Raw genomic sequence first — 16,206 nt, forward strand, 5'->3', positions numbered from 1 at the left:
CCGCTGGCCGGCAACCCCTCTGTTCCCGGTGATGCCGGCCAGCGGCCGGCACTACCAGATGCGGTTTATTTCGCGTCGAACTTCACGATCGTGCTGATCGCGGTTTCGTCCGGGATGGTCTTGGTGTCGGCCCAGTCACCGCCGCCGACGCCGAAGTCCAGGCGCTTGACCGTGGCCTTGCCGGTCAGCACCGGTTGGGTGCCCGGCTTCCAGGTGAAGGTCAGCGTGACCGGCTTGCTGACGCCGCGCAGCTCCAGTGTGCCATCGGCGGCGAACTGGTCGTTGCCCACCGCGCGGAAGCCCTTGGCGGTGTAGCGTGCGGTGGCGAACTTGCCAACATTGAAGAAGTCGGCACCCTGCAGGGTCGAATCGCGGTCGCTGTTGCCGCTCTTGGCACCGGCCAGCGGGATCACCACGTCCAGCGAGCCGGCGGCCGGGTTGGCCGGGTCGAAGCTGAGCTTGGTGGCGAAGCCCGGGAAGCTGCCGGTGAACACTTCGCCGTCGTACTTGGTGGCGAACACCAGGATCGAACCGGCGCCGGGAGCCTGCGCGTAATCGGCAGCGAGTGCCGGAGCGGTGGCCAGCATGCCGGCCAGGGCGGCGGCCACGGCGGCCGGAGTGGTCAGTTTCAGGTTCATCGGTCAGTCCTTCTGAGGGGAGGCGAGCCAGCCGCGCGGCAACATGCGGGACAGCGTTGCATCGCGTTGGAACAGGTGGTGGTAGAAGGCAGCGCCGGCATGGGCCAGCACCACCGCGATCAACAGCCAGAAGCCGTATTCGTGGATGGCATGCGATACCGCGACAACCTGCGGGTCGGGACCGCTCAGCTTGGGCACGTCGACCAGGCCGAACCAGCGGAACGGGCGCAGGCCGCTGGCCGAGTCGTACAGCCAGCCCGACAGCGGGATGGCGAACATCAGCACGTACAGCAGCACGTGGGTGGCACTGGCGATGCGCTCCTGCCAGCTGGGCACGCCCGGCACCGGCTTCGGTGCACCGGCGTACAGGCGCCAGCCCAGGCGGAACAGCACCAGCGCCAGCACGGTGATGCCGATCGACTTGTGCGCGGTGTAGACCCAGAAGTACTTCGGGGTCTTGGGCAGTTCACCCATGGTCAGGCCGACCACGCCCAGGGCGAGGATCAGCAGTGCGATCAACCAATGCAGGATCTGGCTGACACTCCCCCAGGCGGCGGGGGTGTTCTTGGCGGTCATGAGGGGTCCTCTAGGGGGCCGTCTTGGGGTCGGAGTGCGGAACGGGAGCGGGAGTTCCCGGGGCGTCGCTGCGGTCGAGGGTGGCTTCAGCCTCGATCCTCAGCTGTACTGCATCACCGATGACGCCCGGCCAGGCGGTGATGCCGAACGCGCGCCGGCTCAGCGTGGTGCTGGCGGAAAAACCGGCGGTGCGTCGGAACGGGGGAAGCGGGTAGCGCTTGATGGCGTTGAGGGTGACATCCAGCGTGATTTCCTGGCTGACCCCGCGCAGGGTCAGCGTGCCGGACACGTGCGCGCGCTTGGCATCGATCGGCTCGACCTTGGTGGAGACGAATCGCGCGGTCGGGAAACGCTCGCCGTCGAGCAGGCTGCGGGCCAACGTGGCCTGGTTCCACTTGGCATCACCAAGGTCCAGTCGCGACACCGGGACATCCACTTCCACGGTGGCGTCGCGCCAGTTGTCGGGATCGAACCGCACGCGCCCCTCGCTGCCCGATACCGTGCCCATGGCCTGCGAGTAGCCTGCGTGGTCGATCGAGAACAGCACCCGCGTGTGCACCGGATCGAGGCGATAGGTGTCAGCGGCCGCCCAGGCAGGGGCGGTGGCGAGCAGCATCGGCAGCAGGGCCAGACAGGGACGCATCGATGGCGGGCTCCGGAAGGGGACGCTGCGATCATACGCACAGCCCCCTGCCAACGTTGCGTGCATGGGTGCAACAGTTCGTGGTGGTGCCGCCGCTGGAAACAGGCTGTTGCAGCCATGACCCCGGCCCTGTGTGACAATCGGCGCAGGACAGGGGGGTTCAGGATGACGAGCGGCTGGCGCCTGTGGTGCCGTGGCATCGCAGGTATGGGACTGCTGCTGGTGGCGATGGCCACGGCGGCTGCGACCCTGCACATGGCAGAAACACCACGCCTGCGCCGCTTCGGTGCCGCCGAAGGCTTGCCGTCTCGCATGGTGGTGGCGCTGGCCGAGGATCGCCAGGGCCACGTATGGGCCGCCACCGATGGTGGACTCGCCCGCTATGACGGCAACAGCCTGCGGGTCTGGGAGCACGACCCGGAACAGCCGGGCTCGTTGCCAGGCAACGAGATCGAGACCCTGCTGATCGACCCGCTGGACCGGGTCTGGGTGGGCATCAATGGCAAGGGCGTGGCACGCCTGGATGCCGACCGCGAACGCTTCCAGACCTTCGATACGGTCAATTCCACCTGCCAGGGGCAGTTCTGGGCACTGGCCTATGTCGACGACGCCTTGTGGATCGGGACCAACAACCATGGCGTCTGCCGTTTCGGCGAAGACGGCAGCGTGCGCCTCTACACCCATGATCCGGCGCACCCGGGTGGCCTGCCCAGCAACAGCATCTTCACCAGCCTGGTCGACGCGCGGGGCCGCCTGTGGGTCGGCACTGAAGCCGGTGTGGCGCGTTGGAACGGCAGCGGCTTCGAGCCGGTGGCCGCGCGGGAACTGGGTAGGCTGAGCGTGCTCCGGTTGAGCCGTGATGCAGACGGTTCGATCTGGGTAGGCAGCCAGAACGATGGCCTCTACCGCATCGATGGGCAGGACCGGGTCAGTCGCCCGCGATGGGCCGACAGTGCCCAGCTGCGGTCGGCCCTGGTCCTAGCCGATCGCCAGGGGGGCTACTGGGCGGGTACCTCCGATGGCCTGTTGCGAGGGGATGCGGCGGCGTTGCGCCGCCTGGAGGGGGACCGCGGCAGCGGCTTCCTGACCGCGCACAGCGGTGTGCTTGACCTGCTGCAGGACCACGAGGGCGGACTGTGGGTGGCGTTGCTGACCCAGGGCCTGGCCTATCTGCCACCGGACTGGCGGCGCTTCTCGATCTGGAACCAGCTCGACGGCAAGCCCCTGGACAGCCAGTACCTGTTGAGCGCGGCCAGCGACGGGAAGAACTACTACGTCGGCTCGGCGCGAGGGGTGTACCAGCTCGATGCGCAGGGCACCCTGCGTCTGCTGGCCAGCGACCGGCAGCTCGGCAACGGCGTGGTGTGGTCGGTGCTGCCGCGCCCGGATGGTCGCCTGTGGCTGGGACGCGGCGGCCGCATCACCGTCTACGATCCGGCCACCGGCGCATTGCGTGACCTGCGGATCGATGGCAGTGCCGACCTGCGCCAGCGCATCGACCTGATGCGGCAGGCCCCTGATGGCACGGTGTGGGTGTCGGTGATGGGCCTGGACCTGCAGCAGCGCGATGCAGAGGGCCGGCTGCTGCACAGTCATCCGCTGGAACATTTCCGCGGGACGGCCGATGCGCCGATCGAGCAGATCCGCTTCGACGCCCAAGGCCGGCCCTGGGTGATGGGCGACATGGGCATCTGGCGTGAGCAGGCCGGACGCTTCGAGGCAGTGCCCGGCGTGTCGCGCGGCCCGATCTACGATCTGGTATGGATCGATCCGCAGCAGTTGTGGCTGGCGCGCCAAGGCGCCTTCGAGCGCTACCAGTGGGATGGCATGAGCCTGCGCCTGATCCAGCGCATCGACGGCAGTGCGGGCGTGCCGCCGGTGACCATGGGGGGGCTGGCGCTGGCCGACAATGGCCAGCTCTGGGCCACGACGCCGCGCGGCCTGCTGCGGTGGGACCCGAAGACGCGGCGCCTGCAACAGTTCAACGAACGCGATGGCCTGTCCGATGCCGAGTTCACCGGTCGGCCACCTGCGGTGAATGCCGATGGCCGCGTGTTGGCGGTTACCCAGACCGGCCTGGTCGCCTTTGATGTGAATGCCGACGACACCGTGCTGCCGCCTTCATCGCTGGTGATCGCCGAAGTGCGTGTGCGGCGCGACGACGCACGCGGCTGGCAACCGTTGCCGCTTACTGGCACCCTGCTGCTGGGACCGGGCGACCGCGATCTGCAGATCGATGCGCGGCTGCTGTCCTATGCCAGCCCGCAGGGCAACCGGTACCGCTTCCGCGTGCAGGGTTACGACCAGGACTGGGTGGAGCAGGGGGGCGATGGCCAGCGCACCCTGTCGCGGCTGCCGACCGGCCGCTATGTCATCGAGGTGCAGGCTGCGACTGCCCGGGGCACGTGGACGCCTTCGCAGCAGTTGCAGGTGAAGGTGCTGCCGCCATGGTGGCGCAGCGGCATGGCGATATTCGGCTACATCCTGCTGGGGTCGTTGCTGCTGGTGGTTCTGGTCTGGTCGATCCGCGCGCGGTTGCGCCGCCGCCAGCAATGGCAGCTGACGGTGCACAAGCAGCAGCTGGCCGAGCAGGCCTCGCAGGCCAAGAGCCGTTTCCTGGCCACGCTGGGCCACGAAGTCCGCACGCCGATGACCGGCGTGCTGGGCATGAGCGAACTGCTGCTGGCGACCCCGCTGGATCCGGTGCAGCGCGGCTACGCCGGGTCCATCCAGCAGGCCGGCAGCCATCTGCTGCGGCTGGTCAACGATGCCCTGGACCTGGCCCGGATCGAAGCCGGGCGACTGGAGCTGGACCTGCGCCCGTTCGATCTGGGGGAGCTGCTGGACCAGGTGCAGGGCCTGATGCAGCCGATGGCGCAGCAACGCCAGCTGGTGTTCCAGCGCGGCGAAGACCCGCCCGGACCGATCAGTGTCAGTGGCGACGAGATGCGCGTGCGCCAGATCCTGCTGAACCTGCTCGGCAACGCGATCAAATTCACCGAGCGCGGCCACGTCGGCCTGGCCGTACGCCTGGAAGAAAAGGGCGGCCTGTGTTTCGAAGTCCATGACAGCGGCCCGGGCATCAACGCCGAGCAGCAGCAGCGCCTGTTCCATCGTTTCGAACAGGCCGACGGCCCGCGTACCGCGTCGCGCTACGGCGGCAGTGGCCTGGGGTTGGCGATCTGCCAGGAACTGGCGGTGGCGATGGGGGGGCGCATCGAAGTGGACAGCCAGCCTGGCAAGGGCGCGCGGTTCCGCGTTCGCCTGCCCCTGCCCTGGACGCGCCAGGCCGCCAACAGTGCAGGCGACGTGGCGGCCCTGCCGGAACTGCCGCCGCTGCGCATCCTGCTGGTCGAGGACGATGCCACGGTGGCCGAGGTCATCGCCGGCCTGCTGCGCGTGCGCGGGCATGAAGTGGTCCACGTGCTGCATGGCCTGGGCGCGCTGTCGGAGGTCGCCACCGATGGTTTCGACGTCGGCCTGCTCGATCTCGATCTGCCCGCGCTGGACGGTACGGCCATCGCCCGCCAGCTGCGCACCATGGGCTATGAACTGCCGCTGGTGGCGGTGACCGCCCGTTCCGATGCCTATGCCGAAACCCAGGTGCTGGCCGCAGGCTTCGATGGCTTCCTGCGCAAGCCGGTGACCGGCGACCTGCTGGTGACGGCCATCGCCCAGGCGCGTGCGAAACGACAGGCGACCGCGTGACGACGCCGACGCCGGGCGTGAACGGCGCGACTTTCGGTTTACCATGCCGACGCCCGCTGCGCGGGAATCATCAGGACCAGCGTGAGGAGGCAATCGGTGGTGTATCTGCGGGCGGCGATGCTGCTGCTGGTCCTCCTGTGCTGCGCGTTGCCCGCTGCGGCACAGCCGGTGCCTCCGAGCCCGCGGCAGGTGACGGTGTTCGATGGCCTGCCGTCCAATACCGTCAACCGCATGGCCGAGGACCGTTACGGCTACCTGTGGATCGCCACCAACGATGGCCTGGCCCGCTATGACGGCCGCACCTACCGCGTGTGGCGTTCCGAGGATGGACTGCGTGACAACCGCATCTGGACGGTGCTGGTCGATGCCCGCAACCAGTTGTGGATAGGCACCGAGAACGCCGGCCTGGTGCGCATGTCGGCCGACCGCCGCCAGCTGCACTTCTACGACCGCAGCAGCCAGCCGTTGATGGGTACCAACACGGTCTGGAGCCTGGCCAGCACGCCGGATGGCTCGATCTGGTTCGGTACCCACGAAGGCGGCCTGTACCGCCTGGACAGCCAGGATCGCCTGCAGCGCTTCCTGCCCGAGCCGAACAATCCGCGCAGCCTGCCTTCGTCGTCGGTGCCCTACCTGGCTACGCTGGCCGATGGCAGCCTGTGGATCGGCACCAAGCATGGCGTGGCGCGCTGGACCGGGACCGACTTCGAGCGTGTCGGTACGGACATCATCCCCAGCCTGCTGATCAACGGGCTGACCGCCGAACCGGATGGCAGCCTGTGGATCAGCACGATGGCCGGCGCCACCGTGCGCCGCCCGGATGGCCGCTTCGAAGCCCCCCCGTGGAAGCTGCCGCCGGGCGAGCAGGTGCTGGGCATGATGCTGCGCGACGAGCAGGGCGGGCACTGGCTGGATACACGCACCGGGCTGGGGCGTGCGGTCGATGGCCAGTACCAGACCGTGCCGCTGTACAGCGTGATCGCGCGCGGTCCGGTACGGCCGAACTGGACCGGTGCCTACGAGGACCGCGAAGGTGGCATCTGGTTGGCCAGCACCAATGCCGGGCTGTGGCACCTGCTGCCACGCTGGTGGCAGTTCTCGGTGCTGTCGCGCCTGGAGGACGACCCCAGCTCGCTGCGCAATGCACTCGTGCTGGGTACCAGCCCCTCCAGCAACGGCGGCGTCTGGACGGTGGGCAGCCATGGCGCGCTGGACCGCTTCGATCCGAAGACCGGCAGGATCGAGCAGCATCGCACCTGGGTCAACGGCATGCACTGGTTGACCTCGGTGCGTGAGGACCGGCGTGGGCAGGTCTGGATTGGATCAACCGATGCGCTGGTGCGCTACGACCCGCAACGGCGCGAACTGCGTCGTTGGGGCCGTGATGCCGGTGCAGATGCGGCGATGGAAGGGGTCGTCGAAGCAATGATGACCTGCGACGGCGACAGCCTCTGGTTGATGCTGCCCGCGGGCCTGCAGCAGCGCGACCTCGACGGCCACGTGCGGCGCCAGCTGGACAATGGCCAGCGCGGCCTGCAGCAGGGCCAGCTCAACCTCGATGTGGAATGCGGTCCGCAGGATCACATCTGGCTGGCCAGCAGCCGTGGCCTGCTGCAGTGGCTGCCGGAAAGCGAGCGCTTCCAGCCGGTGCCGGGTGCGCCGGCAACGGCGATCCATGCGTTGCATGTGGGCCGTGACGGCCAGGTCTGGTTGTCCGAGGATGGTCGCCTGTCCCGTTACCGCTGGAGCCAGGGACGCCTGGAACGGCAGGCGGTGGTCGGTGCCGAACAGGGCTATCCGGCGATCTCCGCCTCCGGCCTGGTGGTGGATGCGCAGGGCGTGGCCTGGGCGACCAGCGCACGCGGCCTGGTACGTGTCAGTGCCGATGGGCAGAGCGTGCGCCTGTACGGCGTGCACGACGGCCTGCCAAGCCAGGAATTCCGCGAGCACACCCTGATCGCAGCGGCCGATGGCCACCTGGTGGCCGGAACGGCAGCGGGCGCAGTGGTGTTCGACCCGGAGCAGGTACGGCCTTCGGTCCGTCGCGCCCCGCTGGTGATCGAGCGGGTGGAAGTGCGCCGCAACGAGCAGGTGCTGGACATGACCCACGATGCGCCGTTGCAGATCACCGATGGTGACCGCGACCTGCGCATCGTCGCGCGATTGCTGTCCTTCGCCGACTCTGCGTCCAACACGTACCGCTATCGCCTGGCCGGCTACGACCCGGATTGGGTCGAAGTCGGCCCCGCCGGCGAGCGCCTGTTCTCGCGCCTGGCGCCGGGTAGTTACCGGCTGGAAGTGCAGGCGCGCTCAGCCGACCATGTGTGGTCGCGGATACAGAGCCTGGAGTTCCGCGTGCAGCCGCCGTGGTGGCGCAGCCTGTCCGGCCTGCTGGTGCTGGCGTCGGTCGGGTTGTTGCTGACAAGCTGGTTCGCCTGGTTGTACCGACGCCGCCTGCAGCGGCGCCACGCCTACCAGCTGGCGTTGCACAAGCAGGAACTTGCCGAGCAGGCCTCGGCGGCCAAGACCCGCTTCCTGGCCAACCTTGGCCATGAGATCCGTACGCCGATGACCGGCGTGCTGGGCATGAGCGAGCTGCTGCTGGCCTCGCCGCTGGACCCGCAGCAGCGTGGCTACACGCAGTCGATCCGGCATGCCGGCGAGCACCTGCTGCACCTGGTCAACGATGCGCTGGACCTGGCGCGGATCGAGTCCGGACGCCTGGAACTGCAGTCGCAGTCGTTCGTGTTGAATGGCCTGTTGCAGGATCTGGCGGCGCTGATGGGCCCGCTGGCCGCACAGAAGGGCCTGCGCTTCGTCCTCGACAACCAGCTGCCGCCGGGCCTGCAGGCAACCGGTGACGCCATGCGCGTGCGGCAGATCCTGCTCAACCTGCTGTCGAACGCAGTGAAATTCACCAGCCGCGGCACCATCACGCTGCACGCACGTTGCGATGGCGAGCTGCGTGCGCTGCACTTCGAGGTGCGCGATACCGGCCCGGGCATCAGCCAGGAACAACAGCAGCGCCTGTTCCGCCGCTTCGAGCAGGCCGATGGTGCACGTACCGCCGCGCAGTACGGTGGCAGTGGCCTCGGTCTGGCGATCTGCCGCGAGCTGGCGCATGCGATGCAGGGGCGGATCCAGGTGGAGAGCCAGCTGGGCCGGGGCACCTGTTTCGGCGTGACCTTGCCGTTGCCGCTGGTGGTGAACAGCGATGCCGAGGCATCGGCCGAGGGGCATCGCGACGAAGCGGCGAACATGCCGCCGCTGCGGGTGCTGCTGGTCGAGGATGATGCCACCGTGGCCGACGTGGTGCGTGGCCTGTTGAGCGCACGCGGCCACGAGGTGGTGCATGCCGGCCATGCGCTGGCGGCGCTGCGCGAGATCAGTGCCGGCGATTTCGATGTCGGCCTGCTGGATCTGGACCTGCCGGGCCTGAGTGGTTTCGAACTGGCCCAGCACCTGCGCAACCAGGGCTACATGCTGCCGCTGCTGGCGGTGACCGCGAGGACCGATCCGGACCTGCAGCAGCAGGCGGAAGCAGCCGGCATTGGCGGCTTCCTGCGCAAGCCGGTGACTGGCGAGCTGTTGGTGGAAGCGATCGCCAAGGTCATGGGGCGGTAGGGTGCGGCGGCAGGGCCTGCGGCCCTGCACCTGCTGCAAGCCGGAGCAACAGGAACAACCGAAGCAAAAGCTGGCTTCCTGTGGGATGGCGGGGTGGGTCCGGTTACGGGGGACGCTGCAAGTACGTCCATGTAAGCTCGGTCGCCGCATCCATGCGGCTCACGCCCCCGCAACCGGACCCACCCCGCCTTCTACAGAATTCTGCGATCTGCAGTAGATCCACGCCATGCGTGGATGCATTTCGATTTCAATTCGACCTATTCGATGTCAATGGACGTTCATCCACGCACGGCGTGGATCTACCCAATCGCGAAAATCTGTCAGAGGTGGGGCGGTGTGGGCTTGCAGGACCGTTGGCGCCATGGATGGCGCCATCGAGCCCCCATGGACGGGTTTACGGCGTGTCCTGCAAGCCCACACCGCCCTACCACCCACGGAATGCTCGCTGTTCCTGTTGCTTCGGCCTCTGCGGGTGCAGGGCCGCAGGCCCTGCCGAACCCCCCTCACTCCGCGACGTGCTCGACCTGCCGCGGTTCGGGCTTGGTGTCAGGCAGCTGCCAGAAGATCATCGTCGAGGTCAGGGTGATCGCGCCCACGCACAGGAATGTGGCATGCAGCGCGGCGGTCGCGCTGTTACTGTCCAGGTGATTGCCGAATGCGGCCAGCAGGCTGCCGGCCGCCGCGGCGCCGAAACCGGCGGCCAGCATCATCACCATCGACAGCAGGCTGTTGCCGGAACTGGCGAATTCGCGGTCAAGGTCGCGCAGCGTCACGGTGTTCATCACGGTGAACTGCAGTGAATTGACCGCGCCGAAGAATGCAAGCTGCACCAGGCGCCAGGCCAGGTGCTGGCCAGGTGTCATCAGGATGAAGCTGGCCATCGCCAGGCCCACCAGCACGGTGTTGGTCATCAGCACGCGGCGGTAGCCGTAACGTTCGACCAGCTTCACTGCCAGTTTCTTTGAGACCATGCCGGCGGCCGCCACCGGCACCATCATCAGGCCGGCGTTCATCGGGCCCAGACCGAGGCCGACCTGCAGCAGCAGCGGGATCAACATCGGCATGGCGCTGCTGCCGATGCGCGAGAACAGGTTGCCGAGGATTCCGATGCGGTAGCTGGGTACGCGGAACAGGGCCAGCGAGAACAAGGGCGCGGTGGAATTGGCGGCATGCAGCCAGTAGCCCACCAGCGCAGCCAGGCCCGCGACCGTCATCAGCATCACCAGCGCGTGCGGGGTGCCGAGTCCGGAGATGCCGTCCAATGCCAGCGACAGCACCACCATCGCAAAGGCCAGCATGATGTAGCCGCGCAGGTCGAAACGGGTGCGATGGCTGGCGTAGTGGTCGGGCATGATCTTCATCGCGGCGATGAAACCGATCACGCCGATCGGCAGGTTGATCAGGAACACCCAGTGCCATGAGGCGATCTCGACCAGCCAGCCGCCCAGCGTCGGGCCGATCAGCGGGCCGACCAGCGCGGGGATGGCGATGAAGCTCATCGCGCGCAGGAAATCCTCGCGCGGCACCGAGCGCATCACCGCCAGCCGGCCGACCGGCAGCAGCATCGCACCGCCGACGCCCTGCAGCACGCGCGCGCCAACCAGCTGGTGCAGGTGCTGGGCCAACGCGCAGGCCAGCGAGCCGAGGGTGAACAGGATGATCGCCACCAGGAAGGTGCGCCGGGTGCCATAGCGGTCGGCGATCCAGCCCGAGGCGGGAATGAACGTGGCGACCGCCAGCGCATAGCTGAACACCACCGACTGCATCTGCAGCGGGCTCTCGCCCAGGCTGGCCGCCATCGCCGGCAACGCCGTGTTGACGATGGTCGAGTCCAGCATCTGCATGAAGATCGCCAGGGACACCAGCCACAGCAGGGGACGCTGGCGGTTGTAGGTCGATGGCGATGTGGGCATGGGGTGTGGCCGGTGCAGCGTGGGGGCCGCCATGATCGCGCACTGCGGGTCACGGCGCGATCAACATCGCGCCGTGATGGCATGCGGAATGCTCAGCGTTGGCTGTGCGCGTGCACCGCGTCGACCAGGACCTGCACGTGCGCCGGGTCCATGTCCGGCGACATGCCGTGGCCGAGGTTGAACACATGGCCTTCGCGCGAGCCGCCGTTGCCGGCGGCATAGGTGTCGAGCACGCGCGCTGCGGCCGTGGCGATCGCATCCGGCGAGGCGTACAGCGTGGTCGGGTCGAGGTTGCCCTGCAGGGCGACGTGACCACCGGTGCGGCGCATGGCCTCGTCCAGGTCCAGCGTCCAGTCCAGGCCCAGCGCATCGGCGCCGGTCTGCGACAGCGCTTCCAGATGCAGGCCGGTGCCCTTGCCGAACAGGATCAGCGGCGTGCGCCCGCTGCCTTCGCCACGCTCCAGGCCCTCGGCAATGCGCTGCAGGTAACGCAGCGAGAACTCGCGGTACATCGACGGCGACAGCACGCCACCCCAGGTGTCGAACACCTGCAGCGCCTGCGCACCAGCCGCACGCTGCGCGCCGAGGTAGGCGATCACCGCTTCAGTGGTGACCTCCAGCAGGCGGTGCAGGGCCTGGGGGTGGTTCAGCGCCATCGCCTTGATGCGTGCAAAGTCCTTGCTGCCGCCGCCTTCCACCATGTAGCAGGCCAGCGTCCACGGGCTGCCGGAGAAGCCGATCAACGGCACCTGGCCATCCAGTTCGCGGCGGATCAGGCGCACCGCGTCCATCACATAGCCCAGGTCCTGTTCCATGTCCGGCACGGCCAGCCTGGCGATGGCCGCTTCATCACGCACCGGGTGGCGGAACTTCGGGCCTTCGCCTTCGACGAAGTACAGCTCCAGGCCCATCGCATCGGGAATGGTGAGGATGTCCGAGAAAAGGATGGCTGCGTCCAGCGGGAACCGGCGCAGCGGCTGAAGGGTGACTTCGCAGGCGATCTCCGGGGTCTTGGCCATGGCCAGGAAGCTACCGGCCTTGGCCCGGGTCGCGCGGTACTCCGGCAGGTAGCGGCCGGCCTGGCGCATCAGCCAGACGGGGGTGCAGTCCACCGGTTCGCGGCGCAGGGCGCGCAGCAGGCGATCGTTGCGGAGAGGGCTGGTCACGATGGGCATTCCTTGGACGGGAGGAGCAGCGGCGTCAGTCGCCGTGCGAAAGGATCTGGAAGCCGCGATGCAGTTCGGCATCGCGGGCCTTCTCGAAGGCGTGGCGGGCGTCGTCGGCCTGCAGGAACAGCTCGCGCCGCAGCTGCGAGCGGCTGCCGACGCGGCCGCTCTCGCGCAGCAGCTCCCAACCGCCGAACAGGTCCGGCTGCAGGCTCAGGCGCAGGAAACGCGGTGCCTGCGCACCGGCGTCGGGATGTTGCAGGTAGACGTGCATGGCGCCGATTGTATCGTCCCGGGGCAGCACGGACCTGTAGAGCCGAGCCCACGCTCGGCTGCGCTTCATGCCGCAGCACAATCCGTCAGCGCCGGGCCATGCCCGGCGAACGCGGAAAGGTCAGCCCGCGCCCAGCACCTTCAGCACCGCCGCCTCATCCACGTCCGGCACCACTTCGGCGCGGCCCATGCCGCGCCACAGCACCAGGCGCAGGCGGCCGGCCACATTCTTCTTGTCCAGGCGCATGCGGCCGAGCAGGGCCTGCGGGTCCAGCCCGGCCGGGATCGCCACCGGCAGGCCGAGGCGTTCCAACAGTGCCTGCAGGCGAGCGCGGTCGGCGTCGTCGGCCAGGCCCAGGTCGGTGGACAGCTTTGCCGCCAGCACCATGCCCACCGCCACGGCTTCGCCATGGTTCAGCGCATCGCGGCCAGGAGCCGAGTAGCCCTGCTCGGTCTCGATGGCGTGGCCGAAGGTGTGGCCGAGATTGAGCAGGGCACGCTCGCCCTTCTCGAACGGATCGCGCTCGACGATGGCGGCCTTGTGCCGGCAGCTGCGCGCGATGGCTTCGGCCAGCGTGGCATCCTCGCCGGCGAGCAGCGCATCGGCATGCTGCTGCAGCCATTCGAAGAACACCGCATCGCCCAGCGCGCCGTACTTCACCACTTCGGCCAGGCCCGCGCGCAGTTCGCGCGGCGGCAGGGTAGCCAGCACGCGGGTATCAGCGATCACCGCACGCGGTGGATGGAACGCGCCGACCAGGTTCTTGCCGGCAGGGATGTCGACCGCGGTCTTGCCGCCCACCGACGAATCGACCATCGCCAACAGGGTGGTCGGCAGCTGCACGCAGTCCACGCCGCGCATCCAGCAGGCGGCGGCAAAGCCGGCAAGGTCACCGACCACGCCGCCGCCGAGGGCGAACACGCAGGCGTCGCGGGTGGCGCCGAGCGCGGCCAGCGCTTCGATGGCACGGCCGAATTCGGCCAGCGTCTTCGAGGCTTCGCCGGCGGCCAGCACGTGCTCGCCGACGATCAGGTCGGGGCGTGCGGTCAACAACGTCTGCTTGACCGACGCCATATAGCGCGGAGCCACTTCGCTATCGCTGAGCAGCAGCACATGGCGGCCGCGCACGTGTGAAACCAATGCAGCGCCATCGGCCAGGGCACCGGCGCCGATGGTGATGGAGTAGGGGCGATCGCCGCCAACGGCGACCTGCAGCAGGGCGGGGGAAGTCATGCGGTCATGTCCTGGCGCTGCCATTGCGTGGCCAGCTTGACTACCAGTTGGGCAGTCGCGTCGGCAGCGGTATACGGGTCGGTATCGAGGGTGAGGTCGGCCAGTTCTCGGTACAGCGGGTCGCGCTGTGCGGCCAGATCATGCAGTACCTGCTCGCGGTCCGGGCGCTGCAGCAGCGGCCTGCCCTTGTCGCGGGCCAGGCGTTCCAGCTGCGCGGCCACGCCGACCCGCAGGTAGACCACGAAGCCGCGCCGGGCAATCAATGCGCGGTTGCCGGGGTCCAGCACCGCGCCGCCGCCGGTGGAGACCAATTGGCCGCGGCCTTCCAGCACGCGGGCCAGGGCCTGCCGCTCATGGCTGCGGAAGCCGGCTTCGCCGGTGTGCTCGAAAATGGTCGGGATGCTGGCGCCGGCGGCATCGACGATGGCCTGGTCGACGTCCACGAAGTCCAGCGTGAAGCGCTCGGCCAGGCGGCGGCCGATGCAGGTTTTGCCGGCGCCCATCGGGCCGATCAGGATCAGGTTCGGAGCAGGATTCATGCCCTGTGATGCTAACACCTCCGTGCCCTGGCCTTTACGTCCTTCACGTCAGGGTAGGTGTTCCTGCGGGGTCTCCCGCGCCAGCCGGAGTACAGGCCATGACGGTCGCCAAGGTCATCGAAATCACCGCCTCCTCGCCGAAAAGCGTGGAGGACGCCGTGCGCAGCGGGCTGAAGAAGGTCTCCGAGACGGTCAAGGGCATCCAGGGCGCCTGGGTGAACGAGACCAAGGTGGTCACCAATGGCAGCGGCGAGATCACCGAGTGGCGGGTCAACCTGCGGGTGACCTTCCTGGTGGAATAGGCGCGCTCAGCGCACGTCCTGCACTTGGCGCTGGCCGTCCAGTACCACCACGTGGTCGGCGAGGGCGGGCAGGGTGTGCAGTGCCTGCCGACTGACGCGCTCGTAGTACTGCACGAAGCGCTCCAGCTGTGGCCGGCTCATGCCGTGCCGGCCCGGCTGCGCGGCCTGCAGGTTCTGCTCCTGCTGCCAGCGCCAGCGCGGTACCACCGAGAAATCCGGCGGCTGAAGGAACCATAGCCGGTCGCAGCGCTGCCACAGCGCCGTGTAGTCGCGGGCCAGCGCCTGGTTGCACCAGCGCCGCCAGCGGCCATCGGCGTCGGCCTCGCGCTCCAGCGCGTTCAACGGGCTGTCCAGCGCGATGTCATCCTGCGCGGGCGTGCCCAGGAACCAGCCTTCGAACACCAGCAGGTCCAGCGGTTGTTGCAGGCGCGGCCATTGCGCTTCTGGCAGGCGTTCGTCGGCCAGCTTGTCGAAACGCGGCATCGCGAAGGGCTGGCGTGCGGCCACCGCATCCAGCACTGCGTGGGCCAGCGGCAGGTCATGGGTGCCCGGCGGGCCCCGGGTGATCAGCAGTGGATGCACCTGGCGGGCAAGCCGTTGGCGCTGTGCGCGGGTCAGGTAGACATCATCGATCGACAGCGTGGCCGCGTTCAGGCCGCGTGCCTGGGCGCGGGCCACGACCTGCGCGGCCAGCGTCGATTTGCCGCTCCCCTGCAGGCCGCTGATCGCCAATACTGGAACCGCTGCGCCACTGCCCAGTGCGTCGTCCAGCACCTGTTCGGCCAATGTTTCGGGGAATCCTTTCACCTGGGGCATATACGCAGCAGCGGCCATGCAGCCACAATAGACCAATCCGTGTGAGAAGAACGCAACCATGAGCGACCTGTACGCCGAAGCCCTGTCCACGTTTGCCAGCCTGTTCGAAGAGGCCAGGCAGAGCCGCGAGGTCGAGCCGAACGCCATGACCGTGGCGACCGCCGATACGCACGGCCGTCCCTCGGCACGTACCGTGCTGCTGAAGGCGTTCGACGAGCGTGGTTTCGTGTTCTACACCCACCTGGACAGCCACAAGGGCCGGGAGCTGCAGGCCAATCCGCAGGCCGCGCTGTTGTTTCTGTGGCGCAGCCTGCGCGAGGCCGGTATCCAGGTGCGCATCGAGGGTCGCGTCGAGCAGGTTGCCGATGCCGAGGCCGATGCCTATTTCGCCAGCCGTCCGCGCATGAGCCAGATCGGCGCGTGGGCCTCGCAGCAGTCGAAGACGCTGGCGACGCGTGAGGAGTTCGATGCCCGCGTGGCGGAGGTCGAGGCACGTTTCGACGGCAAGGACGTGCCGCGTCCGGACGGCTGGAGTGGTCTGCGGGTAGTGCCTGACCGTATCGAATTCTGGTACGGCGCGCAGTTCCGCCTGCACGAGCGCTGGTGCTATGAAGCCGGTGCCGAAGGGCGCTGGAGCAAGCGCCTGCTGTATCCGTAAGTCGGGGCGGTGCCGGGGCTGCTGTAGCAACTGTCTTGTCAGGCGGAGGCCATCTGGGCCTCCGCGTCACGCTTGCGGGCGTTGAGGATCACCAGCATCTTGCGCATCACCGCGAC

13 protein-coding genes are annotated in these 16,206 nt (G+C 68.3%); 4 read left to right on the forward strand and 9 right to left on the reverse strand.

Annotated features, from left to right (window positions below):
- Positions 1-65: 65 nt before the first annotated feature.
- The 3 genes from ACM0PK_RS21140 to ACM0PK_RS21150 are packed head-to-tail and all read right to left on the reverse strand — an operon-like array spanning position 66 to position 1,857.
- Positions 66-638 carry a YceI family protein gene (locus ACM0PK_RS21140; RefSeq protein ID WP_021202032.1) on the reverse strand — a complete coding sequence of 191 codons (573 nt, stop codon included), beginning with the start codon at positions 636-638 and terminating at the stop codon, positions 66-68.
- A 3-nt stretch (positions 639-641) separates the two neighbouring features.
- On the reverse strand, positions 642-1,214 hold the full coding sequence (locus ACM0PK_RS21145) for a cytochrome b (RefSeq protein ID WP_005410672.1): 573 nt from the start codon (positions 1,212-1,214) through the stop codon (positions 642-644).
- Positions 1,215-1,224: 10 nt separating this feature from the next.
- Positions 1,225-1,857 (reverse strand): YceI family protein, encoded by a 633-nt coding sequence (locus ACM0PK_RS21150; RefSeq protein WP_414607546.1) that lies wholly within the window; start codon positions 1,855-1,857, stop codon positions 1,225-1,227.
- 165 nt (positions 1,858-2,022) lie between these two features.
- Between ACM0PK_RS21150 and ACM0PK_RS21155 the strand changes: the two genes are divergently transcribed.
- Both ACM0PK_RS21155 and ACM0PK_RS21160 read left to right on the forward strand, forming a co-directional pair.
- Positions 2,023-5,565 (forward strand): hybrid sensor histidine kinase/response regulator, encoded by a 3,543-nt coding sequence (locus tag ACM0PK_RS21155; protein ID WP_414607547.1) that lies wholly within the window; start codon positions 2,023-2,025, stop codon positions 5,563-5,565.
- 96 nt (positions 5,566-5,661) lie between these two features.
- A complete protein-coding gene (locus ACM0PK_RS21160; RefSeq protein WP_414607548.1) occupies positions 5,662-9,189 on the forward strand; it encodes a hybrid sensor histidine kinase/response regulator in 3,528 nt (1,175 codons plus the stop codon).
- A gap of 503 nt (positions 9,190-9,692) precedes the next feature.
- Here the strand turns inward: ACM0PK_RS21160 and mdtD are convergent.
- From mdtD to ACM0PK_RS21185, 5 genes are all read right to left on the reverse strand, one after another.
- Positions 9,693-11,102 carry a multidrug transporter subunit MdtD gene (gene mdtD / locus ACM0PK_RS21165; protein WP_111200755.1) on the reverse strand — a complete coding sequence of 470 codons (1,410 nt, stop codon included), beginning with the start codon at positions 11,100-11,102 and terminating at the stop codon, positions 9,693-9,695.
- A 92-nt stretch (positions 11,103-11,194) separates the two neighbouring features.
- Positions 11,195-12,277, reverse strand: a complete 1,083-nt coding sequence (gene hemE / locus ACM0PK_RS21170) for a uroporphyrinogen decarboxylase (RefSeq protein ID WP_414607549.1) — start codon at positions 12,275-12,277, stop codon at positions 11,195-11,197.
- 25 nt (positions 12,278-12,302) lie between these two features.
- A complete protein-coding gene (locus tag ACM0PK_RS21175) occupies positions 12,303-12,542 on the reverse strand; it encodes a WGR domain-containing protein (protein WP_053498927.1) in 240 nt (79 codons plus the stop codon).
- 120 nt (positions 12,543-12,662) lie between these two features.
- On the reverse strand, positions 12,663-13,775 hold the full coding sequence (gene aroB, locus ACM0PK_RS21180; RefSeq protein WP_154351239.1) for a 3-dehydroquinate synthase: 1,113 nt from the start codon (positions 13,773-13,775) through the stop codon (positions 12,663-12,665).
- A complete protein-coding gene (locus ACM0PK_RS21185; protein WP_061478864.1) occupies positions 13,772-14,314 on the reverse strand; it encodes a shikimate kinase in 543 nt (180 codons plus the stop codon). The genes aroB and ACM0PK_RS21185 overlap by 4 nt, the downstream gene beginning before the upstream one ends.
- A gap of 98 nt (positions 14,315-14,412) precedes the next feature.
- Here ACM0PK_RS21185 and ACM0PK_RS21190 point away from each other — a divergent pair, with 98 nt between their 5' ends.
- Positions 14,413-14,616, forward strand: a complete 204-nt coding sequence (locus ACM0PK_RS21190; protein ID WP_005410663.1) for a dodecin family protein — start codon at positions 14,413-14,415, stop codon at positions 14,614-14,616.
- A gap of 6 nt (positions 14,617-14,622) precedes the next feature.
- Here ACM0PK_RS21190 and ACM0PK_RS21195 read toward each other — a convergent pair whose 3' ends face one another.
- Positions 14,623-15,450, reverse strand: coding sequence for a kinase (locus tag ACM0PK_RS21195; RefSeq protein ID WP_111200752.1), 828 nt, complete (start codon positions 15,448-15,450; stop codon positions 14,623-14,625).
- Between the two features lie 40 nt (positions 15,451-15,490).
- On the opposite strand from ACM0PK_RS21195, the gene pdxH reads away from it, so the two are divergent.
- Positions 15,491-16,090: a pyridoxamine 5'-phosphate oxidase gene (gene pdxH / locus ACM0PK_RS21200; RefSeq protein WP_111200751.1), complete on the forward strand. Its 600-nt coding sequence runs from the start codon at positions 15,491-15,493 to the stop codon at positions 16,088-16,090.
- Positions 16,091-16,206: the final 116 nt, after the last annotated feature.

It is taken from the genome of Stenotrophomonas sp. FR010 (assembly GCF_047520755.2).
In the GTDB taxonomy this organism is placed as follows: Bacteria; Pseudomonadota; Gammaproteobacteria; order Xanthomonadales; family Xanthomonadaceae; genus Stenotrophomonas; species Stenotrophomonas sepilia.